Annotated in this window: 28 protein-coding genes; 17 read left to right on the top strand and 11 right to left on the bottom strand. The window is 70.8% G+C overall.

The genetic code is table 11. The annotated features are described in order from the left end of the window. The 6 genes from AB0I53_RS41405 to AB0I53_RS41380 all read left to right on the top strand — a co-directional run. A partial coding sequence (locus AB0I53_RS41405; protein ID WP_358614610.1) for a class I SAM-dependent methyltransferase occupies positions 1-591 on the top strand: 591 nt, incomplete at its 5' end. A gap of 98 nt (positions 592-689) precedes the next feature. Further along, positions 690-2249 carry an ABC transporter substrate-binding protein gene (locus AB0I53_RS41400; protein WP_358614608.1) on the top strand — a complete coding sequence of 520 codons (1560 nt, stop codon included), beginning with the start codon at positions 690-692 and terminating at the stop codon, positions 2247-2249. After that, the gene (locus AB0I53_RS41395) at positions 2246-3187 is read left to right on the top strand and encodes an ABC transporter permease (RefSeq protein WP_358614606.1); all 942 of its coding nucleotides are present in this window, start codon (positions 2246-2248) and stop codon (positions 3185-3187) included. Before AB0I53_RS41400 ends, AB0I53_RS41395 begins: the two co-directional genes overlap by 4 nt. Next, positions 3184-3978, top strand: coding sequence for an ABC transporter permease subunit (locus AB0I53_RS41390; RefSeq protein ID WP_358614604.1), 795 nt, complete (start codon positions 3184-3186; stop codon positions 3976-3978). The genes AB0I53_RS41395 and AB0I53_RS41390 overlap by 4 nt, the downstream gene beginning before the upstream one ends. A gap of 5 nt (positions 3979-3983) precedes the next feature. Further along, the gene (locus AB0I53_RS41385; protein ID WP_358614624.1) at positions 3984-5561 is read left to right on the top strand and encodes an ATP-binding cassette domain-containing protein; all 1578 of its coding nucleotides are present in this window, start codon (positions 3984-3986) and stop codon (positions 5559-5561) included. Next, on the top strand, positions 5558-6214 hold the full coding sequence (locus AB0I53_RS41380) for a TetR/AcrR family transcriptional regulator (RefSeq protein ID WP_358614602.1): 657 nt from the start codon (positions 5558-5560) through the stop codon (positions 6212-6214). Before AB0I53_RS41385 ends, AB0I53_RS41380 begins: the two co-directional genes overlap by 4 nt. A 5-nt stretch (positions 6215-6219) precedes the next feature. On the opposite strand, the gene AB0I53_RS41375 is transcribed toward AB0I53_RS41380, so the two are convergent. Both AB0I53_RS41375 and AB0I53_RS41370 read right to left on the bottom strand, forming a co-directional pair. Continuing rightward, on the bottom strand, positions 6220-6960 hold the full coding sequence (locus AB0I53_RS41375; protein WP_358614600.1) for a haloacid dehalogenase type II: 741 nt from the start codon (positions 6958-6960) through the stop codon (positions 6220-6222). A gap of 131 nt (positions 6961-7091) precedes the next feature. Beyond that, the gene (locus tag AB0I53_RS41370; protein ID WP_358614598.1) at positions 7092-8216 is read right to left on the bottom strand and encodes a glutamate--cysteine ligase; all 1125 of its coding nucleotides are present in this window, start codon (positions 8214-8216) and stop codon (positions 7092-7094) included. Positions 8217-8675: 459 nt separating this feature from the next. Here AB0I53_RS41370 and AB0I53_RS41365 point away from each other — a divergent pair, with 459 nt between their 5' ends. From AB0I53_RS41365 to AB0I53_RS41355, 3 genes are read left to right on the top strand one after another with little or no spacing between them, the layout of a single operon-like run. Then, positions 8676-8912, top strand: a complete 237-nt coding sequence (locus tag AB0I53_RS41365) for a hypothetical protein (RefSeq protein WP_358614596.1) — start codon at positions 8676-8678, stop codon at positions 8910-8912. Then, on the top strand, positions 8909-9448 hold the full coding sequence (locus tag AB0I53_RS41360) for a DUF6879 family protein (protein ID WP_358614594.1): 540 nt from the start codon (positions 8909-8911) through the stop codon (positions 9446-9448). Before AB0I53_RS41365 ends, AB0I53_RS41360 begins: the two co-directional genes overlap by 4 nt. After that, on the top strand, positions 9445-10293 hold the full coding sequence (locus tag AB0I53_RS41355) for a helix-turn-helix transcriptional regulator (RefSeq protein ID WP_358614592.1): 849 nt from the start codon (positions 9445-9447) through the stop codon (positions 10291-10293). Before AB0I53_RS41360 ends, AB0I53_RS41355 begins: the two co-directional genes overlap by 4 nt. A gap of 317 nt (positions 10294-10610) precedes the next feature. On the opposite strand, the gene AB0I53_RS41350 is transcribed toward AB0I53_RS41355, so the two are convergent. Then, on the bottom strand, positions 10611-11789 hold the full coding sequence (locus tag AB0I53_RS41350) for an MFS transporter (protein ID WP_358614590.1): 1179 nt from the start codon (positions 11787-11789) through the stop codon (positions 10611-10613). Between the two features lie 88 nt (positions 11790-11877). Between AB0I53_RS41350 and AB0I53_RS41345 the strand changes: the two genes are divergently transcribed. Further along, entirely contained in the window at positions 11878-12249 is a 372-nt protein-coding gene (locus tag AB0I53_RS41345) for a MerR family transcriptional regulator (protein ID WP_358614588.1), read from the top strand. A gap of 13 nt (positions 12250-12262) precedes the next feature. Here the strand turns inward: AB0I53_RS41345 and AB0I53_RS41340 are convergent, their stop codons facing one another. Both AB0I53_RS41340 and AB0I53_RS41335 read right to left on the bottom strand, forming a co-directional pair. After that, the gene (locus AB0I53_RS41340; protein ID WP_358614586.1) at positions 12263-12997 is read right to left on the bottom strand and encodes a methyltransferase domain-containing protein; all 735 of its coding nucleotides are present in this window, start codon (positions 12995-12997) and stop codon (positions 12263-12265) included. A 75-nt stretch (positions 12998-13072) separates the two neighbouring features. Then, entirely contained in the window at positions 13073-13789 is a 717-nt protein-coding gene (locus tag AB0I53_RS41335) for a flavodoxin family protein (protein WP_358614584.1), read from the bottom strand. Positions 13790-13926: 137 nt separating this feature from the next. On the opposite strand from AB0I53_RS41335, the gene AB0I53_RS41330 reads away from it, so the two are divergent. After that, complete coding sequence (locus AB0I53_RS41330) at positions 13927-14493, top strand: helix-turn-helix domain-containing protein (RefSeq protein ID WP_358614581.1); 567 nt, start codon at positions 13927-13929, stop codon at positions 14491-14493. A gap of 15 nt (positions 14494-14508) precedes the next feature. On the opposite strand, the gene AB0I53_RS41325 is transcribed toward AB0I53_RS41330, so the two are convergent. After that, a complete protein-coding gene (locus AB0I53_RS41325; RefSeq protein WP_358614579.1) occupies positions 14509-16110 on the bottom strand; it encodes an NAD(P)/FAD-dependent oxidoreductase in 1602 nt (533 codons plus the stop codon). A gap of 214 nt (positions 16111-16324) precedes the next feature. On the opposite strand from AB0I53_RS41325, the gene AB0I53_RS41320 reads away from it, so the two are divergent. Next, positions 16325-16750, top strand: a complete 426-nt coding sequence (locus AB0I53_RS41320; RefSeq protein WP_358614577.1) for a hypothetical protein — start codon at positions 16325-16327, stop codon at positions 16748-16750. A gap of 1 nt (position 16751) precedes the next feature. Here AB0I53_RS41320 and AB0I53_RS41315 read toward each other — a convergent pair whose 3' ends face one another. The 4 genes from AB0I53_RS41315 to AB0I53_RS41300 all read right to left on the bottom strand — a co-directional run bounded on the left by AB0I53_RS41315 (position 16752) and on the right by AB0I53_RS41300 (position 21019). Beyond that, complete coding sequence (locus AB0I53_RS41315) at positions 16752-17756, bottom strand: aldo/keto reductase family protein (RefSeq protein WP_358614575.1); 1005 nt, start codon at positions 17754-17756, stop codon at positions 16752-16754. 397 nt (positions 17757-18153) lie between these two features. After that, entirely contained in the window at positions 18154-19011 is an 858-nt protein-coding gene (locus AB0I53_RS41310; protein WP_358614573.1) for an ABC transporter permease subunit, read from the bottom strand. Continuing rightward, positions 19008-19973 carry an ABC transporter ATP-binding protein gene (locus AB0I53_RS41305; RefSeq protein WP_358614571.1) on the bottom strand — a complete coding sequence of 322 codons (966 nt, stop codon included), beginning with the start codon at positions 19971-19973 and terminating at the stop codon, positions 19008-19010. The genes AB0I53_RS41310 and AB0I53_RS41305 overlap by 4 nt, the downstream gene beginning before the upstream one ends. Then, the gene (locus AB0I53_RS41300; RefSeq protein ID WP_358614569.1) at positions 19973-21019 is read right to left on the bottom strand and encodes an outer membrane lipoprotein carrier protein LolA; all 1047 of its coding nucleotides are present in this window, start codon (positions 21017-21019) and stop codon (positions 19973-19975) included. Before AB0I53_RS41300 ends, AB0I53_RS41305 begins: the two co-directional genes overlap by 1 nt. A gap of 158 nt (positions 21020-21177) precedes the next feature. On the opposite strand from AB0I53_RS41300, the gene AB0I53_RS41295 reads away from it, so the two are divergent. From AB0I53_RS41295 to AB0I53_RS41275, 5 genes are all read left to right on the top strand, one after another. Further along, a complete protein-coding gene (locus AB0I53_RS41295; protein WP_358614567.1) occupies positions 21178-21702 on the top strand; it encodes a MarR family transcriptional regulator in 525 nt (174 codons plus the stop codon). Positions 21703-21801: 99 nt separating this feature from the next. Next, on the top strand, positions 21802-23001 hold the full coding sequence (locus tag AB0I53_RS41290; RefSeq protein ID WP_358614565.1) for a cupin domain-containing protein: 1200 nt from the start codon (positions 21802-21804) through the stop codon (positions 22999-23001). Next, positions 22998-23864, top strand: a complete 867-nt coding sequence (locus AB0I53_RS41285) for a hypothetical protein (RefSeq protein ID WP_358614563.1) — start codon at positions 22998-23000, stop codon at positions 23862-23864. Before AB0I53_RS41290 ends, AB0I53_RS41285 begins: the two co-directional genes overlap by 4 nt. Continuing rightward, positions 23861-25033, top strand: coding sequence for a fumarylacetoacetase (gene fahA, locus AB0I53_RS41280; RefSeq protein ID WP_358614561.1), 1173 nt, complete (start codon positions 23861-23863; stop codon positions 25031-25033). Before AB0I53_RS41285 ends, fahA begins: the two co-directional genes overlap by 4 nt. 41 nt (positions 25034-25074) lie before the next feature. After that, a complete protein-coding gene (locus AB0I53_RS41275) occupies positions 25075-25410 on the top strand; it encodes an antibiotic biosynthesis monooxygenase (RefSeq protein WP_358614559.1) in 336 nt (111 codons plus the stop codon). Positions 25411-25496: 86 nt separating this feature from the next. On the opposite strand, the gene AB0I53_RS41270 is transcribed toward AB0I53_RS41275, so the two are convergent. Further along, positions 25497-26501: a hypothetical protein gene (locus tag AB0I53_RS41270; RefSeq protein WP_358614557.1), complete on the bottom strand. Its 1005-nt coding sequence runs from the start codon at positions 26499-26501 to the stop codon at positions 25497-25499. Positions 26502-26663: the final 162 nt, after the last annotated feature.

Here is a 26663-nt window from a genome sequence, read left to right as displayed (position 1 = left end):
GGAATGGTCATTCATGATGTCGGCGATCCCGCAACGAGGAGGCGGCGGCGATTTCCGCAGGGGATGGGCTGCTATAGCGGCCCAAAGGACTCACGGCCCCGGTTCGACGTCATCACCTGCCTGGACAGCGCTTTCCTGTACTGCCACACCAACGACGACATCGACGCCTTCCTGCGGCGCTGCCACGAGCACCTGCGGCCGGGCGGTCTGCTGATCGCCGAGATGCGCAACGGCGCGTTCTTCCTGGGCAACACTGAACTTCTCGACGGAGTCCGGGAGCAGGCGGTCGTCTGGGACGGGGTGGAGTACCGGTCGCGCACGCGGCTGTGGATCGACCACGCGGAGCAGCTCCTGCGCCGGGAACGCCGTTGGGACTGGCCGGGGCGCGCCGAGCCGCTGATCCAGCGCTCGGCCTGGCGGCTGCTGTTCCCCCAGGAATTGCGGTATTTCGCGGCGCGGCATGGGTTTTCGGTCGTCGCGCTGTTCGACGAGCCGGGCCCGCGTGCCGAGACGCCGTGGCAGCGCGATGCGGCGTTGTCCACCCGGCTCAGCGGCGACCGGCTGCACGTGGTGCTGCGCCGCAACGAGTGAGGCGCGCCTCGCGACAGCCTCTTGGCGGACTTGATGAAAACAATTATCGTTATCGAAAATCTTGGTTCGGGACGTCTTCGAATGGAGAAAACCCCAGCATGCAACACGAATCCAGGCTTGTTCGCGGACTCAGCCGGCGCGGCTTCCTGGGCCTGACGGCGGCGGGCGCCGCCGCGGCGCTGTCCGGCTGCGCCGGTGGAACCACCGCCACCGCGGTCGGCCCGCCCCGCCCCGGCGGGCGGTTACGCGCGGCGTTCTCCGGCGGCGGCGCCGCCGAGGTGCTCGACCCGCACGAAACCGACCTCTACATCGAGATCGCCCGCGCCAAGGCGCTGTTCGACAAGCTCGCCGACTACGGCTCGGACATGTCCCCGCAGCCCCGGCTGGCGGAGCGCTGGGAGCCCAGCCAGGACCTGCTCACCTGGCGAATCACCTTGCGGCAGGCGGCCTTCCACGACGGCCGGCCCGTGCGCCCGGCCGACGTGCTGGCCAGCTTCGCGCGGATCGTGGAGCCGGGCAGCAGCCGCCGGGCCAAGGCCAGCCTGTCGGTGATCGACCTGCCCGGCAGCCGCGAGCTCGACGACCGCACCGTCGAGTTCCGCCTCAAGCGGCCCTACGCGGAATTCCCCAACGCGCTCGCCACGCTGGGCGCCTACATCGTCCCGGAGGGCGCGACCGGCTTCGACCGGCCGGTGGGCTCCGGCCCGTTCCGCTTCGTCTCCTTCCAGCCCGGCCGCAACTTCGTCGCGGCCCGCAACCCCGACTACTGGGACGGCGCGCCGCACCTGGAAGAGCTGGAGATCGTCGTGACCAACGACGAGGCGGCGCGGGTCAACGCGCTGCTGGGCGCGCAGATCGAGTACGCCCACGACCTGACGCCGACCAGCGCCCGCACGCACGAGAACACCGGCCGGGTGCAGGTGCACCGGCTGCCGCTGAGCAACTTCCACGGGCTGGTCATGAAGACCGACCGGCCGCCGTTCGACCGGCCCGAACTGCGCCGGGCGATGTTCCACCTGGTGAACCGGGACGAGCTGGTCAGGTCGGTGTTGCAGGGCTCGGGGCAGCTCTGCAACGACCTCTACGGCAAGGGCTACCGGTACTACGCCGACGCGCTGCCGCAGCGCACCCAGGACCTCGACCGGGCTCGCGCCCTGATCAAGCAGGCCGGCGCGGAGGGCCTCACGATCGACTTCGACACCTCCGACGCCTCGACCGGGCTGAAGGAGGCGGCGCTGGCCATCGGCGACCAGGCCAGGCAGGCCGGGCTGAACCTCAACGTCCGGCTGGGCAACAAGGACACCTACTGGTCCGACATCGCCAAGAACGGCGTGCTGGCCAGTTACCGGTCCGGCGCGATGCCGCTCGAATCGCACATCTCGCAGCGCCTGCTGACGACCTCGACGACCAACAACACCAGGTGGCAGCGCCAGGAGTTCGACGCGCTGTACCACGAGGCGCAGTCCACATCGGACGATGCCCGCCGCGAGCAGCTGTACTTCCAGATGCAGGACCGGCTGCACAGCGAGGGCGGCTTCCTGTGGTGGGGCGTGTCGGACTGGATCGTCGCGTCGGCGCCGAACGTGGGCGGCATCGACGACCGCGCCCCGGCCAACACGCTGGACTGGGCCCGCTACGACAAGGTGTGGCTGGCGTGACCCGTTACGTCCTACGGCGGTTGCTGCTGGGCGTGGTGCAGGTGGTCCTGGTGATGACGGCGGTGTTCTTCCTTACCGAGGCCCTGCCGGGCGACGCGGCCGTGACCATCGCCGGGGACAATCCGGACCCGGCGATCATCGCGCTGCTGCGCGAGCAGCTCGGCCTCGACGAGCCCGCGTGGCAACGCCTCGGCAGGTGGCTGCTCGGCGCGCTGCACGGCGATTTCGGCCAGTCGCTGGTCGGGCCGCGAGCCGTCGTCGACATCATCGGCTCTGCGCTGGGCCCGACGCTGCTGCTGGCCGGGCTGACCCTCGTGCTGCTCGTGCCGCTGTCGGTGGCGCTGGGCATGCTCGCCGCGCACCGCGAAGGCAGCCGGATCGACCGGCTCGTCACCAGCGGCACGCTCGGCCTGTACTCGGCGCCGGAGTTCGCGATGGGCGTGCTGGTGGTGACCGTGTTCGCGGTGCAACTGGGCTGGTTCCCGCCGACCGCGGTCGGATCCGGCTCGCTGCTGGGCGATCCGGCGGTGCTGGTCCTGCCGGTCTTCGTGCTGCTGCTGCGCCCGATCTGCTCGCTGAGCAGGCTGGTGCGGGCGGGCATGATCGACGCCCAGCGGGCCGACTACGTCCGCCACGTCCGCAGGCTCGGGCTCTCGTCGGCCCGCGCCCGCTTCGCGCACGCGCTGCCCAACGCCGTCGCGCCGGCGGTGCAGCAGCTGGCCCGGACCGCGGACTGGCTGATCGGCGGCGTGATCGTGATCGAGGCGATCTTCGTCTTCCCAGGCCTGGGCACCACCCTGGTCGAGGCGGTCTCGGCGCGGGATCTGCCGGTGATCCAGGGCCTGGCGGTGGTGCTCGCCGGCACCACGGTGCTGGTCAACCTCGCGGCCGACATCGCGGCGCGTGGCCTGGCGCCGGCCTCGGAGGTGGGCCGGTGAGCAAGTACGCGTTGCCCGCCGTGCTGGTGGGTGTGCCGGTCCTGCTGGCGCTGTTCGGGCCGTTGTTCGCCGCCGGCGACACGGCCAAGGACGTGGCCTTCGCGCTCGGTGGTGGCCACTGGTTCGGGACCGACTTCGTCGGCCGGGACGTGTGGAACGAGGTGCTGCTGGGCGGCCGTTCGCTGGTGCTGACCGCCGCGACCGCGACGGCCTGCACCTATCTGCTGGCGGTTCCGCTGGGCCTGACGGCGGGCATGACGAAGAGCCGCCTGCTCGACGAGGCGCTGATGCGCCCGCTGGATCTGGTGCTGGCGATCCCGTCGATGCTGATGCTGTTGCTGCTCGCCTCGATCGCCCCCGACGCCCCGTGGGTGCTGATCGGGATCGTCGCGCTGATCAACCTGCCGGACGTGGTGCGGATCAGCCGCGCGTCGGCGCTTTCGCTGGCCGGCGGGCCCGCGGTGGAGGCGATGCGCCTGCAGGGCGAAAGCAGGCTGCGCATCGGCGTCGGCTACGTGGCCCGCGCGATGCGCCGGACGCTGGCCGCGGACCTGGGCACCCGCTTCACCGGGGCGATCTACCTGGTCGCGTCGGCGAGCTTCCTCGGCGTCGGGATCTCGCCCGGCGCCAGCGACTGGGCGGCCATGGTCGACCGCAACCGGACCGGCCTGTTCATCCAGCCGTGGGCGGTGGCGCTGCCCGCATTGCTGATCGTGCTGCTGTCGGTGGGCGTGAACCTGGCCTTCGACCGGTGGCTGCGTGCTCGATCGACCGCCCTGGAGGCACGTTGACCGTCGTGGGAGTCCGCAACCTCACCGTCGCCGTCGGCGGCCGCGAGATCGTGTCCGAGGTGTCGTTCGCCCTGGCCAGCGGCGAGGTGACCGCGCTGGTCGGCGAGTCCGGCAGCGGGAAGACCACCACGGCCCTGGCGCTGCTCGGCGAGCGGCCGGCCGGGGCGAGCGTCACGGGCCTGGTGGAAGTCGCCGGTGCCGCGGTGGATGCCGACCGCCCGCCGGAGCCCGGCCTCGTCGGCTACATCCCGCAGCACCCTTCGGCGGCGCTGAACCCGGTTCGCCGCATCGGGCCAGTGCTGCACGAGATCGCCCGCCTGCACGTCCGCGCCGACACCCGCGCGGAGCGCAGGCGACTGGTGCGGGCGCGGGTGCTCGAAGCGCTCCGCCAGGCGCAGCTGCCGGACGGCGAGGAGCTGCTGCTCCGATACCCGCACCAGCTCTCCGGCGGGCAGCAGCAACGCGTCGTGCTGGCCCATGAGCTCGTCGGCCGCCCGCGCGTCATGGTCGCCGACGAACCGACCACCGGCCAAGACGCGGTGACCCGCAGTCGGCTCGTCGAGGAGCTGAGATCCGTTGCGGCGCAAGGCATCGCGGTCCTGCTGCTGACCCACGACCTGGACCTGGTGCGCGAGCTGGCGCACCGGGTGCTGGTCATGCGCGGCGGCAGCATCGTCGAGGCCGGCTCGCGCGAGGAGATCCTCGGTTCGCCCCGGCACGCCTACACGAAGCGCCTGATCGCCGCGCACGGCCTCACCGCCGAGCCCGGCCGCGCCGAACCGGGGCGACCGCTGGTGACGATCGGGGCCGTGACCGCGGGTCACGGCCGGGTGGACACGCTGCGCGAGGTGACGCTGGAGATCCACGCGGGCGACAAGCTGGCGGTGGTGGGCCGTTCGGGCAGCGGCAAGACCACGCTCGCGCGCTGCATCGCCGGCCTGCACCCGCACCGCGCCGGCGAGATCCGCTTGGGCGACGAACCGCTGTCGCCCCGGCTCCGCCGGCGCACCCGGGACCAGCTCGCCCGGATCCAGTACGTGTTCCAGGACGCCCGGGCGTCGTTCAACGAGTTCGTCCCGGTGCTCGACCAGGTCGCCCGCACCGCCGAAAGGCTGCGCGGCGCAACGAGTTCGGCGGCCCGCGGCGAGGCGATCGAAGGCCTCGCCCGCCTCGGCGTGCCGGAGTCCAGCGCGGCCCGCCTGCCGCGGTCCCTGTCGGGCGGCGAGCTCCAGCGCGCGGCCCTGGTCCGCGCCCTGCTCAGCGGCCCGGAGCTGCTGATCTGCGACGAGATCACCTCGGGCCTCGACGCCCTGACCCAGGCCGACCTGCTCGACCTGCTGAACCGCTTGCACCGGGAAACGGGCACGGCCCTGGTGGTGATCACCCACGACCTGGCGGTGGCGACGAGCCTCGCGAACCGGTTCCTGATCATGCACGACGGAGAAGTCGCGGAGCAGGGCGAAACCGAGGCGGTCCTCGCGGCCCCGAAGCACGAAGCCACGAGGGAACTCCTCGAAGCGGCGAGCGGCGCTGTCCATTCCAGTGAACCGGCGAGTTCAGTGAGGGGTAGCATGTCGGCGTGAGCGGAGCGGGCACAACGGCGGCGTCGGGGCGCAGCGCCTCGCGCGGCCGCATCGACAAGCGCCAGGCGATCCTGGACGCGGCGATGCGGGTTTTCGCCCGCGAGGGATACGCCCAGGCCGGGGTGGACGCGATCGCGGCGGAGGCGGGCGTCGCCAAGCCCACGGTGTACAACCACTTCGGCGACAAGGAGAACCTGTTCCGGCAGGCGATCGCCGCCGACGCGGACCGGGCCTTCGCGCGGAACATGGAAGTCGTCGAGCAGCTGCGCAGCGAGGGTGAACTGCGGCCGATGCTGGAAGAGGTCGGTTTCCGCCTGCTCGAGTGCCACTGCGACGACCGCTCCTGGGCGCTGCGCCGGTTGCTCTACGCCGAGCTCGGCCGGTTCCCCGACCTGATCGACATCGTCCGGGGCCGCGCCTCGGACCGCGTCACCGAAGCGCTCGCCGACCGGCTCGCCCGGCTCGCGCTGGCGGGTCGCCTGCGCGCCTGCGATCCCGCCGAAGCCGCCGAGCAGTTCGCTGCGTTGCTGACCGGCCCGATGGAAGCGCGGGCCCGCCTGGGCACCCGCCAGGTGCCCGACGACGAGCTCCGCGCCGTGGCGGCGGCCGCGGTCCGCACCTTCCTGCAGGCCTTCGCGCCGGAGGCGGACTAGGCCCTTCAGGTGGCGATGTGGTCGCGCAGCTGCGTCGCCAGGTCCCGGATGTCGCGGGCGATGACGTCCCAGGTGTCGGTGGCGTGCAGGTCCGTCTGCTGGGTGGGCCCGTACTCCTGCGGCCGCGCCACGAATGCGGTCCGCATGCCCGCGCTGCGGGCCGCCGCCAGGTCCGCGTTGTGCGCCGCGCACAGCATGACCCGGTTCGGCGGCAGGTCGAGCAGCCGGGCCGCGCCGAGGTAGGCGTTCTGATCGGGCTTGTAGGCGCGGGTCACGTCGGAGCCGATGATGACGTCCCAGGGCAGCCCGGCGTGCTTGGCCATGTTGGTCAGCAGCGCGAGGTGCCCGTTGGACAGCGGGCCGATGATGAAGTGCCGCTTGAGCTCGGCCAGCCCGGGCACGCTGTCGGGCCAGCCGTCGAGCCGGTGCCAGGCCCGGTTGAGCCACTCCAGGTCCGTCGCCTCGATCCGGTCGACGGGCAGGCCCATTTCCCGCGCCGTCGCGATCAGGTTCTCCCAGTGCAACTCGTCGAGCGTGACGAATTCCCTGGTGCCGCTGCGGATGGTCTCCATCGAAGGCTGGTAGCGCGCCCGCCACCGGAGGGCGAACTCAGCCGCGTCGACCTCGACGCCGTACCGGAATGCGATCGCCTCCACGGCGTCGGTCACGCCGGACTTCCAGTCGACCACGGTGCCGAAGGTGTCGAAGAGAACTGCGTCGACGATCCGCTGCGGAGCTGCGGCCATCGCTGGACCTCCCTTTGTCGGGTGGCGCTTCGGCGACCGAGCCTAGCAAGGCGGCGGGGCGAAAAGTAGATCAACTAGGTGAGATCTGTTCAACAGCAGAGCCGATTCGATAGTCCAATGTGGATAGAAGATCAGGCGGGCTGAGAAGTGCCGGTTTGCTCGGCGAGCAGGGCGACCACGTCGGAGATGTCGTGTCGGCGGGCGTGCGCCAGGCGCTGGCGGTGTGCGCCGCCGCCGTACCGCAGCAGCCGATCGAGGGTGGCGGTCACCAACCGGGTGTCACCGCTGGCGTCCAGCGCGGGCAGGGCCGTTTTGACCAACTTGTCCAACAGCAAGCGCGCGGGCACGAGTTCTCCGTTGGCGTCGAGCCCCTCGCCCTCCAGGCCGTCGTGCGCGGCGCGCCAAAGCGCGAGGCGGAGGTGCTCGTCGGGCAGCTCCGGCGCGGGGCGGTCCTCGGCGACGTCTTGCAGCGCCACCGATGCCAGCGCGCGCACCAGGAGCGCCAGCAGCAGTGCTTCGTCCGCCGTGCCGGCGGCATCCGCCACCCGAATCTCCAATGTGGACAGATGTGGTGCCGGGCGGACGAGCCAGTAGACCATCGCGCGGTCCAGCGCGGCGCCACTGGCCAGCAGCAGGTCGACGGCGCGTTGGTAGGACGCCGGATTCTGGTGCACCGGTGGTGGCCCGGCCGATGGCAGCCGGGACCAGACGATCGTTCGCCAGCTGGCGTGCCCGGTGTCCCGGCCGTCGCAGAACGGGGAGTTCGCGCTGAGCGCGAGCAGCGCGGGCAGGTGCGGGCGCAGGTGGTTGGACACGGCCAGGCTGGTGGCCAGGTCGGGCATGCCGACGTGGACGTGGCAACCGGTGGTGGCGTGCGAGTCCAGCAGCAGCCCGAACCGGTCGCCGATGCGCCGATAGCGCGGTTTGTCGGTGATCGGCATGGGATCGGGCATGCCGAGCGGGGAGTAGCCGGTGGAGACCATTCGGAGGTTGCGCCGGCCCGCCGCGGCGACGAGGCTGCGCCGGGCCGCGATCAGGTGGTCGCGAGCCTCGGCCGCGGTGCGGCACACGGGCGTGTTGGCTTCCAGTTGGAAACGGGTGAATTCCGCCGTGAAATTGCTCGTGTCGTCGCTCCCGGCCGCCGGGACGTCGCGCAGGACGTCGGCGGCTCGCGGCGTCGGCCGGCCGGTGCCGGGATCGAGGACCAGGAACTCCTCCTCGATCCCGAACGTCGGGTGAAACGAGCCGCGATCCATCGAACGCCCCCTTCCGGCTCGGTGGTTCTCGCGAACCGGAGCCAGTTTCGGGCCCGCGGCTGGGTTTGTCACTCGCCCGGAAGTCGCTCGGCGGCCGGGATTCACTCCTTCGGCGCCGAGCCATCACGGTGGTTTCCGCCGCGACCGCGCACTGCTGCAGCAGGTCGCGGCGGTGCACTGTGGACAGATCCAGGCCGGCCCGGTGCGAGTCGGGGTTCAGCACCGGGCCGGGGACTTCTGGAGGCCGGGGGAGAGTACGCCCACCGCTCGATCTCCCCGTTGCCGTCGATGATCGAAGTATGGCGGCCGGGCGGCGCGCATTTCAAGCAATTCAAGCAATTCTCCGGGATTCCAACCCGAACGGCCCAGTTGATCACGTCGGTGCATCACCCGGTTCGGCTGTTTGAGTTGCGCGGCGGGCCGACGCTTGACCGAATGCTTGTATTGCACAGACGATGCATGAATCTTCCGGACGAGGAGGAGCACGTGAAGTTGACCTTCCAGGGAACGACGTCGCACGCCGGCACCTGCCCCACGCTGTACAGCACCGACCAGGGAACTTACGTCGTCCAGGGCTACAAGGTCACCGACCCGGAAGCGCTCGCCGCGCTCCGCGAACGCGGGCTCCCCGACCACGAGACCGCGGTGGAGGTTCCGGCCGCGTTGCTCGACTTCGTGCCGAAGGCGGCACCGTGAGTACCTGGGTGTTACCCGGCGCGGAGTTCGAAGAGCTCCTGCGCTCGTTCGAGCGCCGGGCGTGGCGGTGGGAATGCCAGGGCACCTACCGCCAGCCCGACGAGGCCGAACCCTGGCTCCGCTGGCGGGCCGGCGAGCCGGACGACCTGCGCTGGTTGCGGCCCTGGCTGGACGAGGTCGCGGCGGCGACCCGCGCGGGCCGGACCTTCTCCAGGGTGCGGGTCTTCCAGGAACCGCCCACCGAGTACCAGCGCTGGCAGCTCGACGTCAGCCCGGCCAACATCGCCGCCGGCGAGGACATACGGGTGCTGACCCAGGCCGAGGCGGACGCGCTTGGCCTGCCGGCCAGCGACTTCTGGCTCTTCGACGAGACCAGGGTCGCGTTGATGTACTACGAGGACCAGCGATTCGCTGGCACCGAGATCATCGTCAGCCCGCAGGAGGTGAACCGGTACCGGGCCTGGCGGGACATCGCATGCGATCATGCGATTCCATTGATGGTTTACCTGCACGACCTGCCTCAGAGGAGCCGGTGACCGATTTCGACACTCGCCGCCTGGCGTTCGGCGACGCGCTGCGTCGGCTGCGCCTGGCGGCCGGGCTGTCCGGGAGACAGCTCGCAGAATTAGCCGGGTGGACGCCGTCCAAGGTCTCGCGGGTGGAGACGGCCAAGCAGTCGGTCTCCGACGCGGACGTGGTCGCCTACTGCCGGCTGACCGATGCTGCCGAGGAAGCGGCGGCCGAGCTGCGGCAGGAGCTGCGCGAGATCCGCATCGAGGCGGCGAGCTGGAAGCGCCAGCTGCGCACCGGAAATCGCGCCCGGCAGGAGTACAGCCAGCAGCTGGAGGACGGCGCCGAGCGCATCCGGCTGTTCGAGATCGCGCTGGTGCCCGGCCTGGTGCAGACCGCCGAGTACGCCCGGCACGTCTTCGAAGTCGTCGCGGACCTGCACCTGAGCTCGCGGGACATCGCCGAGTCGGTCGAGCAGCGGATGGCCCGCCAGACCGTCCTGTTCAGCCCGCGGACGGCGGTGGAGATCCTCTGCTCGGAGGCCGCGCTGCGGCATCCCATCGCCCCGCCGCAGGTGATGGTGGCCCAGCTGGACCGGCTGCTGGCGCTTGCGGGCATGTCCACGATGCGGCTGGCGATCGTGCCGCTGGACGCGCAGCTGACCGTGGTTCCGCTGCACGGTTTCGTCATCATCGACGACCTCGTGCTGGTGGAGACGGTCAACACGGAGATGACCGTCACCGAGCCCGACGACCTGGCGCGATTCCATCGCCTATTCGACGGTTTGCTGTCCGCTGCGCTGGAAGGCGCAGAGGCCCGCGCCTTGCTGCAGCGGCTCATCGCGCATTACGCGGCGGCCGACGAGCCGTGAGTGTTTTGTGCTGCTGTAGAGCCTGTTTCCAGGCTCGTCCTGCGTGGCGGTGCGGGTGGCGGCCCCCCTGCGGGAGTCACCGCGGTCTTCTCGCTGTGGGATCCCCGACATCATGAATGCCAATTCACTACGTCGGGGCTGTCCTCGCTGGGAGAACCCCGGAGGGGTGGGCACCGTGAACCCGCGGCGGTGCGGGTTGCGTGGGTGGGCTAAGCGGCTGCGCCGCTTCAAAGACAAAACGCCCGCGTTACTACATCCGCACGTCACCACATCCAAAACAGCCTCTACAGCGACACAAAACGCTCACGGCAGGGTTGCTAGTCCCGCCGGAAGGTGGCCACGGCGATCAGCAGGGCGAGCAGCGCGAGGGCCGCCGTGATCCACGGCAGCGGGGCAGCGCCACCGGCCAGGTCGAGCGCAGCTCCGCCCAGGTAGGCGCCCGCCGCGATGGCGATGTTCCAGACGGTGATGGTCAGCGACTGGGCCACGTCGGCGTCCTGTCCCGCGACCCTGGCCGCCGCGGCCGGGAACATCGTCGGCGCGCCGCCGAAAGCCAAGCCCCACAACGCAACTGCGGCGAACAGCGCCGCCGGGAGCGTGGCGGCGGTTCCGATCAGCGACACCGCGATGGTGATCACCAGCGTCGACGCGAGGATCAGCAGGCACAGGCGGCGGTCGATCAGCGCGCCCACGATCCAGATGCCCAGCACCGAGGCGACGCCGAAGACCAGCAGGACCGCGCTGAGCAGCTCCACCTGCCCGACGGCGGCGAGCACCGGTCCGATGTAGGTGTAGAGGACGTTGTGCCCGAGTACCAGCGCGAACGTGGTGGCCAGCACGGCCGGGAAGCCGCAGGTGGCGAGGACTTCCCGGGTGCTCGTGCGGTGCTGTGCCGGTTGTCCGGGCAGCGGTGGGACCTTCCAGAGCACCCACCCGACCAGCGCCGAGGTGATGACGGCCATGGCACCGAAGGCGTATCGCCACCCGATCAGCTCCCCGAGCACCGTCCCGGCCGGAACCCCGATGGCGAACCCGATCGGCGTGCCCACCATCGCGATCGCCAGCGCCCGGCCGGCGCGTTCCGCCGGCACGATCCGCATCGCGTAGCCGGCGATCATCGCCCACATCACCCCGGACACCGCACCCGCCAGCACCCGCGCGACCAGCGTCAACGGGTACCACGGCGAGATCGCGGTGACGCCGTTGACCACGGCGAACCCGAGGATCAGCCCGAGCAGCAGTGCGCGGCGCGGCAGCCGCCGGGTCAACGCCGTCAGCGGTACCGACGTGACCGCCGTGCTGATCGCGTACACCGACACCAGCTGCCCGGCCTGCGACTCCGAAACCTGGAGATCGGCGCTCATCGGGAGCAGCACCCCGGCGGGCAGCGTCTCGGTCAGGCAGCCGATGAGCACCACGGTCGCGAACGCCGACAGGGCGCCGATCGGCAGTTTCGCGCTAGCACCCGCAGCGCGGGTCTCCACGTCCGAAGTCATGGCCCCACCCTGAAGACCTCACACAAGTGTGAGGGCAAGCGATCCGCGGGTGACGTGGCGCACACGACCTGCCCTGGATAATGGCCGCATGCGGATCGGTGAGCTGGCGGAGCGGACCGGGGTGTCGGTGCGACTGTTGCGCTACTACGAGGAGCAGGACCTCATCCGGCCGGCCCGGGACGAGCTCGGGCACCGCGCCTACACCGGCGGCTCGGTGGACCGGGTGCTGAAGATCCGCGGCCTGCTCGAATCCGGGATCCCGACCCGGATCATCCGCGACATCCTGCCCTGCCTGGACAAGCCCGGCGCCATCCACATGCGCATCGTCGCCCCGGAGATGCTCGCGAACCTGGAGCGGGAGCGGGAGAACATCCAGCGGCGGATCGAATCGCTGACCGCGAACCGCGAGGCGATCGATGACTACCTGTCGCAGGCCCGGCCGCGGCTCCGCCGCGAATAGTCCACTGTGGAAGCTAGGCGGCGCGCCGCGCGCTGATCCACAGCACCGGGCCGGCGCGGTGGGTGTGCACGACGTCGATCCCGGCGGCCCGCAGCGACTCGGCGACCTGCGCCGCGTCGAAAAACGTCAGGCCGGACCGGTTGCCCACCAGCTTCGCCGCCTGGTGCAGCAGGCCGCCGCGCGGCGTCGGCACCATGACCGACAGCCAACCGCCGGGCGCGAGCATCCGCACCATGTCGGCCAGCACCTCGTGCGGCTCGGGGATCAGCTGCAGCGCGGCGAGGCTGGTGACCAGGTCGAACGTGCCGTCGGGAAACGGCAGCCCGCGCGCGTCGGCGCGGATGAAGCCGACGTTGTCGGCGGTCTCGGTCCGGGCGGCCCGCGCGAGCATGGGGCGGGAGACGTCGACGCCGATCGCGAGCCCGGCGGGCCCGACGGCGCGGCCCAGCTGGGCGGTGACGTTGCCCGGCCCGCAGCCGACGTCCAGCACCTGCCCGCCGGCCGGCGGGCGCGCCGGGGCGGGCAGCCGGAACCACATCGGCAGCGCCCGGCGGGTGAGCGACTGAAAGTGGTCGTAGCAGGCCGAACCCGCGCCCGACTCCCAGAACGACTGGATCGGGCCGGAAGGCTCCGCCGCGTGCCCGCCGAGCAGGTCCAGGTATCCGCCGCTGAAGTCCGGATGTTCGGGCGCGGGCGACAACAACGGCAGCACCCGCTCGAACACCTCGGGCGTGGACTGGTCGGTCATGCGCACCTCTCACTGGTCGGCACGCCCAGCGTAGGGCGGCGCCGGCACCGGTGGCCAGTGCCCGAACGGCGGAGGTCAGCGGTGTTCGGGGTTCTCGAAGTGTGGCCGGCAGCCCGCGTCCCACTCCGTGCGCTGGTTGCCGTAGGCGGGGAATCCGCCCGCCCGGTCGAGCATCGCCGCCACGTGCATGAGGTTGTAGGTCATGAACGTGGTGTTGCGGTTGGTGAAGTCGTTGCCCGGCCCGCCGGAGTCGGGATCCAAATAGGACGGTCCGGGGCCGATCGAGCCGATCCAGCCCGCGTCGGCCTGCGGCGGGATGGTGTAGCCGAGGTGCTGGAGGCTGTAGAGGACGTTCATCGCGCAGTGTTTGACGCCATCCTCGTTGCCGGTGATCAGGCAGCCGCCGACGCGGCCGTAGTAGGCGTACTGGCCGGCGTCGTTGAGCAGCGACGAACAGCCGTAGAGCCGTTCGATGACGTGCTTCATCACTGAACTGTTGTCGCCGAGCCAGATCGGCCCGGTCAGCACCAGGATGTTCGCGGCCAGCACGCGCTGGTAGAGCTGCGGCCACTCGTCGGTGGCCCAGCCGTGCTCGGTCATGTCCGGCCACACGCCGACGGCGATGTCGTGGTCGATCGCCCGGATGCTGTCGACTTCGACGCCGCTGCGGCGCATGATGCCCGCGCTGAGCTCCAGCAGGCCTTCGGTGTTGCTGCGTTCCGGTGAGCGCTTGAGCGTGCAGTTGATGAACAGCGCCCGCAGGTCGTCGAAAACTGGTTCGGCCTCGGTCATCGCCCTCGCCCCCCGGCAACGTCTCCGCGCGGCCAGTGCAGCACCGACCACGGGGCCGGGCAACTCCGGTGGCCGCGGAAAATGTTGACGGCGGTAACATCGGGTGGGCGAGCGGCGACCCGTGGAGGGGGGCAGCGATGGGGGACAGGCGGCGCGGTGTGCAGGACGCGGATATCCGCCTGGGCGCGGCGATCCGGTCCCGCCGCAAGGAGCTCGGGCGCACGCTGGTCCAGGTCGCCGCGGACACCGGGCTCTCGCACCCGTTCCTGAGCCAGGTCGAGCGCGGGCGGGCGCGGCCTTCGATGCGCTCGCTGTTCCTGATCGCCGAATCGCTGCGCACGACGCAGCAGGCGCTGCTTGCCGAGGCCGCGCCGTCGGCCGGTGGCGTCCGGTTGGAGCGCGGCGCCGGGCAGGTGGTGGACTCCGCGCGGCTGCTCGACCACTTCGAGCAGGGCGCCGACGTGACCGAGATGGTGGTCAGCACCGAGGAGTTCGAGGAGTACTTCAGCCACGCCCGCCGCGAATTCGTCTACGTGGTCTCGGGTGCGCTCGAGGTGGAACTCCTGGAGGAGCCGGAGAAGCCGACCCTGCACGCGCTCGGCCCGCGCGACAGCATCGCCTATCCCGGTCACACCAAGCATCGCCACCGCCGCACCGGTCCCGGCCCCGCGCTGGTGCTGATCGTCCACTCCGGACCGGCCTGACCGGCCCGGTTCGCCTCACTCGGTGAGGTGGAAGCCGCGGTAGCCGTCGGCGGCGATCTCCCGGCAGTGGTCGCGGTAGGTGCCGACACCGCCGATGTAGGGCATGAAAACCCTCGGCTTGCCCGGCACGTTCGCCCCCATGTACCAGGACGCCGCGCGCGGGTAGAGGGTCTCGGCGGCGACTGCGTTCACGTGCTCGCCCCAGGTCCGCTCGGCGTCGGCGGCGGCCTCGCTGCGCGTGAACCCGTTGCCGCGCAGGTGTTCCAGGTGCTCGCCGATCCACTCCACGTGCTGCTCGATGGACACGATCATGTTGCTGAGCACCGAGGGACTGCCCGGCCCGGTGATGGTGAACAGGTTCGGGAAGCCCGCACTGGCCACGCCCAGGTAGGTCCGCGGCCCGTCGGCCCACTTGTCCCGCAACCGCAGGCCGCCGACGCCCCGGATGTCGATGCGGTTCAGCGGCCCGGTCATCGCGTCGTAGCCGGTGGCGAACACGATGATGTCGAACTCGAAGTCGCGGTCGCCGACGCGCAGCCCGCCGGGCGTGATCGCCGAGATCGGTGTGCGCCGGATGTCGACCAGCGACACGTTGTCGCGGTTGTAGGTGGCGTAGTAGTCGGTGTCGACGCAGATCCGCTTGGTGCCGATGGGGTGGTCGCGCGGGCAGAGCAGTTCGGCGGTCGCGGGATCGTCGACGATCTCCCGGATCTTGTCCCGCACGTAGTTCGCCGAGAGCTCGTTGGCCGCCGGATCGCGCAGGGTGTCGGGATACGTCGCCGTGAACGTGGTTCCGCCGAAGCGCCAGCGCCGGTCGAGTTCGGCGTTGAACTCGGCGGCGGGCACCTCGGTGGCGTTGCGCTGCAGCCGCTCGGCGAGGATTCCGCTCGGCGTCATCCTCGCCTCGGCCCGCAGCCGCGCGTAGTCGGCCTTGACCCGGCGCTGCTCCTCCGGGCTCAACGGGTGGTTCTGTGCCGGGATGCTGAACTGCGCGGTCCGCTGGAACACGGTGACCTGCGCGGCCTGCCCGGCGATGACCGGGATCGCCTGGATCGCCGAGGAGCCGGTGCCGATCACCCCGACCCGCTTGCCGGTGAAGTCCACTTCCTCGTGCGGCCAGCGGCCGGTGTGGTACGACTCGCCGCGGAACGTGCCGATGCCGGGGAAGTCCGGGACCTGGGTGGCCGACAGGCAGCCGACCGCGGTGATCAGGAACCGCGCGGTGATCTCGGTGCCGTCGGTTCGCACGGTCCACCTGCCGGTCTGCTCGTCGAAGGTGGCGGCGCGGACGTTTGTCTCGAAGGAGATGTCGCGCCGCAGGTCGAATCGGTCAGCCACGTGCCGGGCGTAGCGCAGGATCTCCGGCTGCGACGGGTAGCGTTCGGTCCACTGCCATTCCTGCTGCAGCTCCTCGGAGAACGAGTAGCAGTAGTAGAGGCTCTCGATGTCGCAGCGGGCACCGGGATACCGGTTCCAGTACCAGGTGCCGCCGACGTCGGTGCCGCGCTCGTAGACGTGCGCCCGGAATCCCTTGTCGCGCAACGTCTTGAGCATGTACATGCCGGCGAATCCGGCGCCGATGATGATCGCGTCGTACCGCGTGTCGGGCTCGTTCATCCGGCTGCACACTCCCTTTTTCCGGGCTGGCTGGGCAGGTGGCTGCTCGGCAACTGATCGATCGCTAAGTTGAGCTTGCAACGCGGAACCCGGCGAACGCAAGACCGAAATCGGCCGGGCGGAGCCGTCGAGGATTCGTCAGAATGGCTTACGCGGAGTGTCAATCCGGCTGCAACGTCGAGGTACGACGAGTGCCGGGGTGTCTAATGGGGGAATGAGACATCCGCATTCGCAGGTCTTGCCAGGAGGTTTCGGATATCCGCTCGGGTTCGCCAGCGGGTTCGTCGTGACCGCGGCGTGCATCCCCGTTGGGGATGCGGCCCGTCCCGCGGCCGCGGCGATCGGGTTGGCGATCCTGGTCGCAGTCGTATCGGCGGTCACCACGGTGCGCGCCGCCGCCGCGACCACGTTGGTGTGCTGGGGTTTCTACGACACCTTCGCCATCGGCGTGCGCGGTGACCTGACTTTCGACCAGGCGGCCGCCGTCGGGCTCGGAGTGCTCGTCTGCGCTTCCGCGGTCGGGCTGGCCGCAGGAGCGGTGTCCCGCGCGAGGCGGCGCCACGCGACGTTGGCGGACGCGCCGTTCGTGCCGACACCGCGCCAAGGTTCGTCGCCGCTGTGGGAGAAGCTCAGCCACTAGTTCACTTCCGGGCCTTCGGAGCGTTCTCGGCGGTCTTGGCCGGATTGCGCTCCGCGACCGGGGCGAGGATTTCCTCCATTCGCCGCAGCAGCCCGGCTTCGAGCCGAACCCCGGACGCCGCGACGTTCTCGGCGATCTGCTCGGGCCGCGAAGCGCCGATGATGGCCGCCGAGACGTTCGGGTTCTGCAGCACCCAGGCCACCGCCAGCTGCGCCGGCGACAGGCCCGCCTCGGCGGCCAGCGGCTTGAGCTGCTGCACTCGCTCCAGCACCTCGTCGCGGAGGAAGCGGCCGACGAAGGTCGCGCCGCCGTTGGAGTCGGTGGCGCGGGAACCCGCCGGCGGCGCGGTCCCGGGCAGGTACTTGCCGGTGAGCACGCCCTGCGCGATGGGCGACCAGACGATCTGGCCGATGCCCAGCTCCGCCGAGGCCGGCACCACCTCGTCCTCGATCACTCGCCACAGCGCCGAGTACTGCGGCTGGTTGGACACCAGCGGCACGTGCAGCTCGCGGGCCAGCGCGTGCCCGGCGCGGATCTGCTCGGCCGTCCACTCCGACACGCCGATGTAGTGCGCCTTGCCGGCGCGGACCACGTCGGAGAAGGCCTCCATGGTCTCTTCCAGCGGGGTTTCCGGGTCGAAGCGGTGCGCCTGGTAGAGGTCGACGTAGCCGGTCTGCAGACGGCGCAGCGAGGCGTCGATGGACTCCATGATGTGCTTGCGGCTGAGGCCCCGGTCGTTGCGGCCCGGCCCGGTCGGGAAGTAGACCTTGGTGAAGATCTCCAGCCCCTGGCGCCGCTCGCCCCGCAGCGCGCGGCCCAGCACGGCCTCGGCGCGGCCCTCGGCGTAGACGTCGGCGGTGTCGAAGGTGGTGATGCCGGCGTCCAGCGCCGCGCGGATGCACGCCGCCGCGGCGTCCTCGGCGACCTGGGACCCGTGGGTGATCCAGTTGCCGTAGGCGATCTCGCTGATGACCAGGCCGCTGCTGCCGAGATGGCGAAACTCCATGACACCCCTTCGAACGCGGACGACGGGATCGAACTTACCGGCCGGGTCCAGCGGCGCGCGGCGAAATTTTCCTTGCGCAACCGGCGAGTAACGAGCAATGTGTCCGTCGCACGTTCTGGACGGGGCACTGCCCCGGACGAGGTGCGGCCTGGCGGGACAACGGGGTCTTGCCAGGCGTCGGGGATTCGGGTCGGGCCGCGGGCGCCCGGTCCGGCGGGATCGAAGGGTTCGATGTGCGCCACTACCGGCAGCCGCGATCAGCTCGAAGCGACCGGCAGGCATTCACCTGGGACCGGGCCGGAACGACGCGCCTGCTGCTACGGGCCGCGTGGCTGGAGTTCTACGCGATGTTACTGCGCTGAAGCCGGGGTGCGGAGGCGTCGCCGCCCCCGCACCGTCAGGCGTCCTTGGTGACCACGCGCGCGATGGTGGCCGACAAGCCGATGAGCAGGTAGCAACCCGCTCGGAGCAGGCCGGTGACCAGCGTGTCGCCGCTGATCGGGTCGCGCAGCACGTCCATCACCGCCGACCAGTCGGTGGTGATCAGCAGCGGCTGCAGCCAGTCCAGGGCCGGGATCGTGCCGAGCACCCCGAACACGATCAGGCCGCCCATGGTGGCGGCCATGACCACCAGCGGGTGCTCGGTGAGCGACGAGATCGCCAGTGCGACCGCCCCGACCGCGGCCATCTGCACCGCGGACCACCCGGCGGCCAGCGCCACCCGGCCCAGCGCCGAGCCGATCGGCAGCGTGGTCCCGGACAAGGTGACCATGCCGTCGCCGCCGACGATGACCAGCCCGGTGAGGACGCCGCTGACGGCGATGACGGCCACCGCGAGCACCGCCATCACCAGCACGCCGATGGCCTTGATGCCGACCAGCCGCACCCGGCCCACGGGCGCGAGCAGCAGGCCGCGCAGCGTGCCGTGCGCCGATTCGCCCGCCAGGGCGTCCGCCGCGACCATCGCCACGACCAGCGGCAGCAGCAGCGTCTGCGCGAGCACCAGGGCCGCGACCGGCAGCACCAGTCCGTTTCCGGCCACGGCGGCGAGGATCGAACCGCCGCCGCGGCTGCCTGGCCCGCCGGTGACGGCGATCGCGGTGCCGAGGAGCACCGGAAGGCCCGCCAGCAGGACGAGCGCGAGCAGGTTGCGCGGCCTGCGCAGCACCCACCGCAGCTCGGCGAGCACGACGCGTCCCAATGGCGCGGACGTCCGCCCCGTCACCGCCGTCGCGGTTGCGTCGATCGCCGTCACAGCTCCTCCTCGGTCAACCGGGCGAAAAGGTCCTCCAGGCCGGTCCGCGCCCGGCGCGCTTCCTGCACCGGGACGCCGGCGTGGACGAGCATCGCGACGACCTCCGATGAGTCCACATCGGACAACTCGACGCGGACCGATCCGCCTTCCTCCCGCGCCTGCACGCCCTTGTCGCGCAGCGTCGCCACCGCGCCGGCAGCATCCGATGTGGACACCACGAGGTGCGGCGCGCCGGCCTCCAGCATGGCGGCCAGCTCGCCCTGCGCGACCAGCGAACCGCGGTGCAGCACCGCGACGTGCGTGCAGGTCGCCTCGATCTCGGCGAGCAGGTGCGAGGACACCAGCACCGTCGTGCCCGCCGCGTGCAGTTCCGCGATGATCCGGCGGATCTCCCGGGTGCCCGCCGGGTCCAGGCCGTTGGTCGGCTCGTCGAGCACCACCAGTTCGCGCGGCACCAGCAACGCCGCCGCCAGGCCCAACCGCTGCTTCATGCCCAGCGAGTAGCCCCGGTACCGGCGTCCAGCGGCCGCGCCCAAGCCGACGCGCTCCAGAGCCTGCTCGACCACTTCGCGGATCTCCGGGCCGCGCAGCGCCGGTTCCATCGCCGCACAGCGGAGCAGGTTCTCCCGGCCGGACAGGAACGGGTGGAAGCCGGGCCCTTCGACCAGCGCGCCAACCCGCGGCAGCACCCGGCCGCTGTGCTCCGGCAGCCGGTGGCCCAGCAGCTCGACGGTGCCGGAAGTGGGGGCGGTGAGGCCCAGCAGCATCCGGATCGTGGTCGTCTTGCCAGAACCGTTGGGGCCGAGCACGCCGACCACGCCGCCGCGCGGCACCGCGAGGTCGACGCCCGCCACCGCGACGGTCCGGCCATAGGTCTTGCGCAGGCCGGCGGTGCGCGCGGCGAGATCGCCCGCGGTGGGGGCGGTCGCCGCCGCCCCCACCGCTTCGACTGCGTTCGTCATCACGCCTCGCCGAGCGCGGCGGTGAGCACCTGCTCCGGCACCGCGCCGGCCGCGACGCGGCCATCCGAGGTGAGCAGGGCATTGCCCGCCGCCGTGCCGATGATCCAGCCGTTGCCCCACGGCCCGCTGACCGGCTTGCCCACCCGCTCGGCGACCTGGCGCAGATCCTGGCCGCCCTGCTTCTCCTGCTGCTGCGGCAGCTGTGCCACCACGACCAGGTCCCAGCCGTCGCCGACGACCTTGTGCTCGCCCTGCGGATGCGCCGGGCGCTGCTGGGGCTCGTGCTCGGCCTTGCCGTCCTCCACCTTCGCGCCCGCGGGCGGGGTGAACTGGAACAGGGCCGGGTCCGGGGCGCCGAGGTCGAGGTCGCTGAAGCCGACCTGGAACGCCGGGTCGTTCGAGCCGTTGGTGAGCACCGAGAGCTCCAGCGGGATGCGCTTCTCCGCGTCCACCGCGACCCGCACCTCGCGCAGCAGCGTGCGCTCGGTCGGCTTCGGCGTGAGCACCAGCTCGTAGGCGTCGCGACCGGCGACGCTGGCCGTGCCGTCCACCTTGACGTCGCTGGTCTGCCGGAGCTTTTCGATGATCTGGCGGGCCGCCGCGGCGGGATCGGCCGGGCCCTGGTGCTCGGCGGACTCCGGCGCGTGCCCCGCCGAGCGAACCACCTTCTGCTCGCCCGAATCCCACTTCCACACCGTCGAACCGTCGTCGACGACGGTCAGCTCGCCGTTGTGCGAGGGCACCGAGACGCGGTGGCGGCCCTGGCCGTCGGCCCACACCTGGAACTTGCCGGTGCCGTCGGCGAGCAGCTCGGAGGCCTGGCTCGCGCCCGGGATCGCGGGCAGGCCGAGCGCGTTGTCCACCTCGACGGTGCCGGTCAGCGCAGGCGGGGTCGACCGCATCACCGACTCCACCAGCTGTTCCGGGGCCACCGGGGGTAACGCGGGGGCGGCGCCGGCACCGGCGGGCAGCGTGAGCATGGTCAGGCCCAGCACACCCACCGTGGCACCGGCGGTCGCCGCATAGGCCACGTTCTTCCGTTTCATGAGACTCCTCCTGTCGGGTCTTGCGCCAAGCGTGGCGGATGGTCGCTGAGATAACGCTGAGAGCGGCCCGCAGGCTGAGAACCGGCTCAGGCGGCTGGTGGTTCGCGTGCGGAGCTGAGATAGTTCATGCATTGATCAGTTTGGCGACGGGGGTTGCGATGGCCGCGGACGAGCTGGATTTCTGGTCCTTCGTCGAGCTGGCGAACCACCGGCTGGCCGCCGAGTACGGGTTCCGGCACCAGTTGGCCACCGAGGTGCTGCTGACGCTCAACCGGGCGTCCAACATCGTCACCTACGACCTGGAGGCGGCGGTGCACCGGCCGCGCGGCCGGTCCTGGTCGGGCTTCCGGCTGCTGTTCGTCACCTGGCTGGCCGGCCCGCTGGAGGCCAAGAAGGCCGCCGAGCTGACCGGGATGAGCCGGGCCGCGGTGTCGAACCTGGCGAAAACGCTGGTCGCGGACGGGCTGCTGGACCGGGCGCCGGGCGAGCGCGACGGCCGCTCCGTGCTGCTGTCGCTGACCGAGCGCGGGCAGCAGGAGATGGTCGAGGTGTTCCGGGCGCAGAACGAGCGGGAACACGAGTGGACGAGCGTGCTCACCGAGACCGAGCAGCGCATCCTGATCATGCTGCTGGACAAACTCATCACCAACCGCGACCAGTTCGACATCCGAGGCCGGAACTGATCCCTTCGGCTGTTGCGCTAAGCGGCAAGTAGTAAATACATTAACCAAATGTGCCGGGGCCGGAGGCGGTTCCTGGGCCGTTGCAAGGAGGCGAGGGCGATGGCGTACTACCGGCAGGTCGGCGAGGTGCCACCGAAGCGGCACACCCAGCACCGCAGGCCCGACGGCGGCCTGTACTACGAGGAGCTGATGGGGGAGGAGGGCTTCTCCAGCGACTCGTCGCTGCTCTACCACCGCAACCTCCCGTCCGCGCTGGTCGACTCGACGGTGTGGGAACTGCCCGAACTGGACACCGAGCCGAACCACCCGCTGCGGCCGCGGCACCTGAAGCTGCACGAGCTCTTCGGCGGCCAGGAGTGGAAGCGCCACGACGTGGTGACCGGCCGCCGGCTGGTCCTGGGCAACGCCGACGTGCGCATCTCCTACGTGGTCGCGGGCGAGGCCTCTCCGCTGTACCGCAACGGGATCGGCGACGAGTGCGTGTACATCGAGTCCGGCGAGGGCATCGTCGAGACGGTGTTCGGCGCGCTGCCGTTCCGGCAGGGCGACTACGTGATCCTGCCGCGGGCGACCACGCACCGCTGGCTGCCGCAGGGCGACGAGCCGGTGCGCGCGTACTGCATCGAGGCCAACTCGCACATCACGCCGCCGCGCCGGTACCTGTCGAAGTTCGGCCAGCTGCTGGAGCACTCGCCGTACTGCGAACGCGACCTGCACGGCCCTACCGAGCCGGTCCTGGCCGACGGCACCGACGTCGAGGTGCTGGTCAAGCACCGCGGCAGCACCGGCATCGTCGGCACCCGGTTCGTGTACCCGGAGCACCCGTTCGACGTGGTCGGCTGGGACGGCTGCCTTTACCCGTACACCTTCAACGTCGCCGACTTCGAGCCGATCACCGGCCGCGTGCACCAGCCGCCGCCCGTGCACCAGGTCTTCGAGGGCAACAACTTCGTGGTGTGCAACTTCGTGCCGCGCAAGGTGGACTACCACCCGCTGTCCATCCCGGTGCCGTACTACCACTCCAATGTGGACTCCGACGAGGTGATGTTCTACTGCGGCGGGGACTACGAGGCGCGCAAGGGCTCCGGGATCGGGCAGGGATCGATCTCGCTGCACCCGGGCGGGCACTCGCACGGCCCGCAGCCGGGTGCCTACGAACGCAGCGTGGGGGTTCAGTTCTTCGACGAGCTCGCGGTCATGGTGGACACGTTCCGCCCGCTGGAGCTCGGCGAGGGCGGCCGCGCCGCCGAAGATCCCGGCTACGCCTGGACCTGGGCGGGACGGGGGCCGAAGCAGTGAGCATCCCGGATTTCGCGAAGTCGCTGTGCGATGACGCCGCGGTGTTCCCGCCGGGCCTCGCGCCGCTGCCCGACGCCGTCGCGGCGCACGCCCGGCACGCGGCCGCGCCGTACGCAGAGCTGGTCGGGCCGCTGGTGATCGCGGCGCCTGCGCTGGCGGAGCTCGCCGGGCTGCTCGAACCCGGCGACCGGCTGGACGTCTCGGTCACCGCCCCGAACGGGCCTGGTCAGCTCCAAGCCGTGTTCGCCGCCGCCGAATCGCTGCCGGTCCGGCTGCGCGCGCTGGAGGTCGCGGTGCCCGCCGGGCAGGCCCCGGCGGAGTTCTTCGCCGAGCTCGACCGGGCCTGCGCGGCGGCCGACGACGTGGCCGTCTTCGTCGAGGTGCCCCGCGACGAGCGGCGCCCGGAGATCATCGCCGCCTGCGCATCCACTCGATACCAGGCCAAGTTCCGCACCGGCGGCGTGAAGGCCGAGCTGTACCCGGACGAGGCTGAACTGGCCGCCGCGATCCGGGCGGTCGTCGACGCGCGGGTGCCGTTCAAGGCCACCGCCGGGTTGCACCACGCGATCCGCAACACCGATCCCGAGACCGGTTTCGAGCAGCACGGCTACCTGAACCTGCTGCTGGCGACCGATGCGGCGGTGGACTTCGCCGACTCCGCCGAGATCGCCGCGATCCTCGCCGAACGCGATGCGCGCAAGGTCGCCCAGCGCGTCGCGAACCTGGACAGCGCGCAGGTCGCGGCCGCCCGCGAGCGGTTCCTGTCCTTCGGCACGTGCAGCATCATCGAACCGCTGACCGAGCTCGTTGACCTGGGCCTGGTGCCCGCAGCGGCGCTCAGCGCGGAAGGAGTCGCCCCGTGACCGTGATCGACATCCCCGGCGGCTCGCCGTTCGGGCTCGACAACCTGCCCTACGGCGTGTTCTCCACGCCCGGCACCGAGCCGCGCGTCGGCGTCCGCGTCGGGGAGTCCGTTGTGGATCTCGCGGTGGCGCTGGGCGACGAGGTCTTCGCGCGGCCGAGCCTGAACGCGTTCATGGCGCAGGGGCACGCGCGGTGGGTTCAGGTGCGTCAGCAGATCACCGAACTGGTGTCGGGGGACGTGCCGGACGCGGCGGTGCACCCGGTCGCCGAGGTCACCACGCACCTGCCGATCGAGGTCGCCGACTACGTCGACTTCTACGCCTCCGAGCACCACGCGTCCAACCTCGGCCGGCTGTTCCGGCCGAACGCCGAACCGCTGATGCCGAACTGGAAGCACCTGCCGGTCGGCTACCACGGGCGTAGTGGAACGGTAGTGGTGTCGGGCACCGACATCGTCCGCCCCAGCGGCCAGCGCAAGGCGCCGGACGAGGACGCCCCGACGTTCGGCCCGTGCCGCCGCCTGGACATCGAGGCGGAGCTCGGCTTCATCGTCGGCACCGGCTCCGACCTGGGCACCGCCGTGCCCGCCGCGGACTTCGCCACCCGCGTGTTCGGCGCGGTGCTGGTCAACGACTGGTCGGCCCGCGACATCCAGGCGTGGGAGTACGTGCCGCTGGGCCCGTTCCTCGGCAAGAGCTTCGCCACCTCGATCTCGGCGTGGGTGGTGCCGCTGCTCGCGCTGGAGGCCGCGCGCGTCCCGGTCCCGGACCAGGAGCCGAAACCCCTGCCGTACCTGCGGGAAACCGAGCCGTGGGGCCTGGACATCGACCTCGCGGTGTCCTGGAACGGCCACGAGGTCTCCCGCCCGCCGTACCGCGAGATGTACTGGTCCCCGGCCCAGATGCTGGCACACCTGACGGTCAACGGGGCCACCAGCCGCACCGGTGACCTCTACGCGTCCGGCACGATCTCGGGCCCGGAGAAGGACCAGCGCGGCGCGTTCATCGAACTCACCTGGGGCGGCAAGGAACCCGTCCAGGTCGGCGCGGAGGAGCGCACGTTCCTCCAGGACGGCGACGAGGTCACCATCACGGCCACAGCCCCGGGCCCGGACGGCTCCCGGATCGGCTTCGGCGAGGTGACGGGCCGAATCCTGCCCGCCCGTTGAAATACGTTGTAGGGGTATACCGGATGTCCTAGGCTCCGCTGGTGGCCTTCATCAAACCCGAGCCGCCCTACTACGTCGTCATCATCAACAGCGCATTGAACGACGGCGACCTGGACGGCTATGCAGCAATGGACGAGCGAATGGCCGAGCTGGGGGTGCAACAGCCCGGATATCTGGGGCGGGAGTCGCGAACCGGCGCCGACGGCAGGGAACTGACGGTGCTGTACTACAAGGACGCCGAGTCGATCAGGGCCTGGCAGCAGCACCCCGAGCACCTGGAGGCGCAGCGGCTCGGCAAGGAGCAGTGGTACGCCGACTACTACATCGAGGTCGCGAAGGTGGAGCGGGCCTACGGGTTCGAACGCAATCCGGGCTGAGCCCACGGCCTGGATATGACCGCGAGCGCCCGCCGGTGCGCCTGAATCTCGTGAGTGTGTAACCGGGCTCCAGCCCGGTTACACACTCACGAGCCTTGTGCTGGGCAGTGCGGGCAGGCCTGGTGTGCACCTGACCATCCTTCTCGACGCAGCACTGCCAAGACCTCTTGGGCCACCGCGCACGGGTTCTTGCGGACATCGTGCCAGCCGTACACCAGCCGCGCTCTGCCGGCGAGTTCGGCCGCGTTGTCGCGGCGTCGATCCCGGAAAGCGATGCGCTTGGTCGTGTGGAACTCCCGGCCATCCAGTCGAACGGTCAGCGGTGCGCCCGAGTCGTCGTAGACGACGTCCTCCCACAGAACGATGTCGTCAACGACGAACGGCGACTGCCGCCGGGCGGTCGGAAGTCCGTGCGCCTGCTCCACCCTCCGCAGGTATTCCGCCTCCAGAACGGAAACAGCGCCCCCGGCCAGCAGTTCAAGCGCCTGCTTCACCGCTTTGCGGTGGCGGTACGGCGGCCGGTTCTCGACCTGATCGTGCACCCGCCACAGCGCGATCTGATTCGCGCCGACCAACTGAACCACGAGATCACGGGCCTGGTCTGCCGTCGGTTCGGCTGCGGCCAGGTCGATGACGGTGTCCTCCCTGTTCGTTCTCGGCGGGTCCGACGGCGCGATGATGTGCTGGAATGCGCGCGAGCGGTGCATGTGTACGAAGGGCGGTTGTGAAACGGCGGAATGCTTGTAGGGCACCGTGATGTGCACTGGCGCATCCTCGGTCACCGGCAGCATCCCCCACTCTTCGGCCGCAGTGCGGTGGCTCAGTACTGCCCACGGCCCCCCGTACCGAAGTGCGGCACTGATCAACGACGACCTCGGCAGTGGCCCGGTGAAGACCGCGTAGACGTCGGGGACCACCCGTTGCCACCGCTGCGCCTCGATCTGCGCTTCGGGAAACTCCCTCGGCAAGCCGAATTCACGGATCTGCGCGCCGGAGATCACGCCGTGCTGGTCGTCCACCAGCTTTTCCCAGCGCTCCCGGTCCTCGGCGGAGAGCGATACGTGGCGGGAGCACTTCAGGTTGTTCGACATGGCTCCAAGATCCACGTCGATGCACAGCCTCACCAGTGCATTTTGGACATCTGTGGACTAATCGCCCGCCTGTGGAGAAGTCGTGAGTGCGTAACCGGGCTCCAGCCCGGAGTCCCTGCCCGGAGCGCTGGGCTTCGCGGGATTCACGCACGTCATCGGCAC

The organism is Saccharopolyspora sp. NPDC050389, from assembly GCF_040655595.1.
Lineage (GTDB): Bacteria > Actinomycetota > Actinomycetes > Mycobacteriales > Pseudonocardiaceae > Saccharopolyspora.
The sequence above is the reverse complement of the archived record's forward strand: the minus strand, read 5'-3'. Positions and strand labels throughout refer to the sequence as shown.

Excerpts from the sequence above, each read along its gene's own strand:
- AB0I53_RS41400 (WP_358614608.1), top strand. The coding sequence starts at position 690 with ATGCAACACGAATCCAGGCTTGTTCGCGGACTCAGCCGGCGCGGCTTC.
- AB0I53_RS41375 (WP_358614600.1), bottom strand. The coding sequence starts at position 6,960 with ATGGCCGCAGCTCCGCAGCGGATCGTCGACGCAGTTCTCTTCGACACC.
- AB0I53_RS41370 (WP_358614598.1), bottom strand. The coding sequence starts at position 8,216 with ATGGATCGCGGCTCGTTTCACCCGACGTTCGGGATCGAGGAGGAGTTC.
- AB0I53_RS41365 (WP_358614596.1), top strand. The coding sequence starts at position 8,676 with ATGAATCTTCCGGACGAGGAGGAGCACGTGAAGTTGACCTTCCAGGGA.
- AB0I53_RS41350 (WP_358614590.1), bottom strand. The coding sequence starts at position 11,789 with ATGACTTCGGACGTGGAGACCCGCGCTGCGGGTGCTAGCGCGAAACTG.
- AB0I53_RS41345 (WP_358614588.1), top strand. The coding sequence starts at position 11,878 with ATGCGGATCGGTGAGCTGGCGGAGCGGACCGGGGTGTCGGTGCGACTG.
- AB0I53_RS41340 (WP_358614586.1), bottom strand. The coding sequence starts at position 12,997 with ATGACCGACCAGTCCACGCCCGAGGTGTTCGAGCGGGTGCTGCCGTTG.
- AB0I53_RS41335 (WP_358614584.1), bottom strand. The coding sequence starts at position 13,789 with ATGACCGAGGCCGAACCAGTTTTCGACGACCTGCGGGCGCTGTTCATC.
- AB0I53_RS41330 (WP_358614581.1), top strand. The coding sequence starts at position 13,927 with ATGGGGGACAGGCGGCGCGGTGTGCAGGACGCGGATATCCGCCTGGGC.
- AB0I53_RS41325 (WP_358614579.1), bottom strand. The coding sequence starts at position 16,110 with ATGAACGAGCCCGACACGCGGTACGACGCGATCATCATCGGCGCCGGA.
- AB0I53_RS41320 (WP_358614577.1), top strand. The coding sequence starts at position 16,325 with ATGAGACATCCGCATTCGCAGGTCTTGCCAGGAGGTTTCGGATATCCG.
- AB0I53_RS41315 (WP_358614575.1), bottom strand. The coding sequence starts at position 17,756 with ATGGAGTTTCGCCATCTCGGCAGCAGCGGCCTGGTCATCAGCGAGATC.
- AB0I53_RS41305 (WP_358614571.1), bottom strand. The coding sequence starts at position 19,973 with ATGACGAACGCAGTCGAAGCGGTGGGGGCGGCGGCGACCGCCCCCACC.
- AB0I53_RS41300 (WP_358614569.1), bottom strand. The coding sequence starts at position 21,019 with ATGAAACGGAAGAACGTGGCCTATGCGGCGACCGCCGGTGCCACGGTG.
- AB0I53_RS41295 (WP_358614567.1), top strand. The coding sequence starts at position 21,178 with ATGGCCGCGGACGAGCTGGATTTCTGGTCCTTCGTCGAGCTGGCGAAC.
- AB0I53_RS41290 (WP_358614565.1), top strand. The coding sequence starts at position 21,802 with ATGGCGTACTACCGGCAGGTCGGCGAGGTGCCACCGAAGCGGCACACC.
- AB0I53_RS41270 (WP_358614557.1), bottom strand. The coding sequence starts at position 26,501 with ATGTCGAACAACCTGAAGTGCTCCCGCCACGTATCGCTCTCCGCCGAG.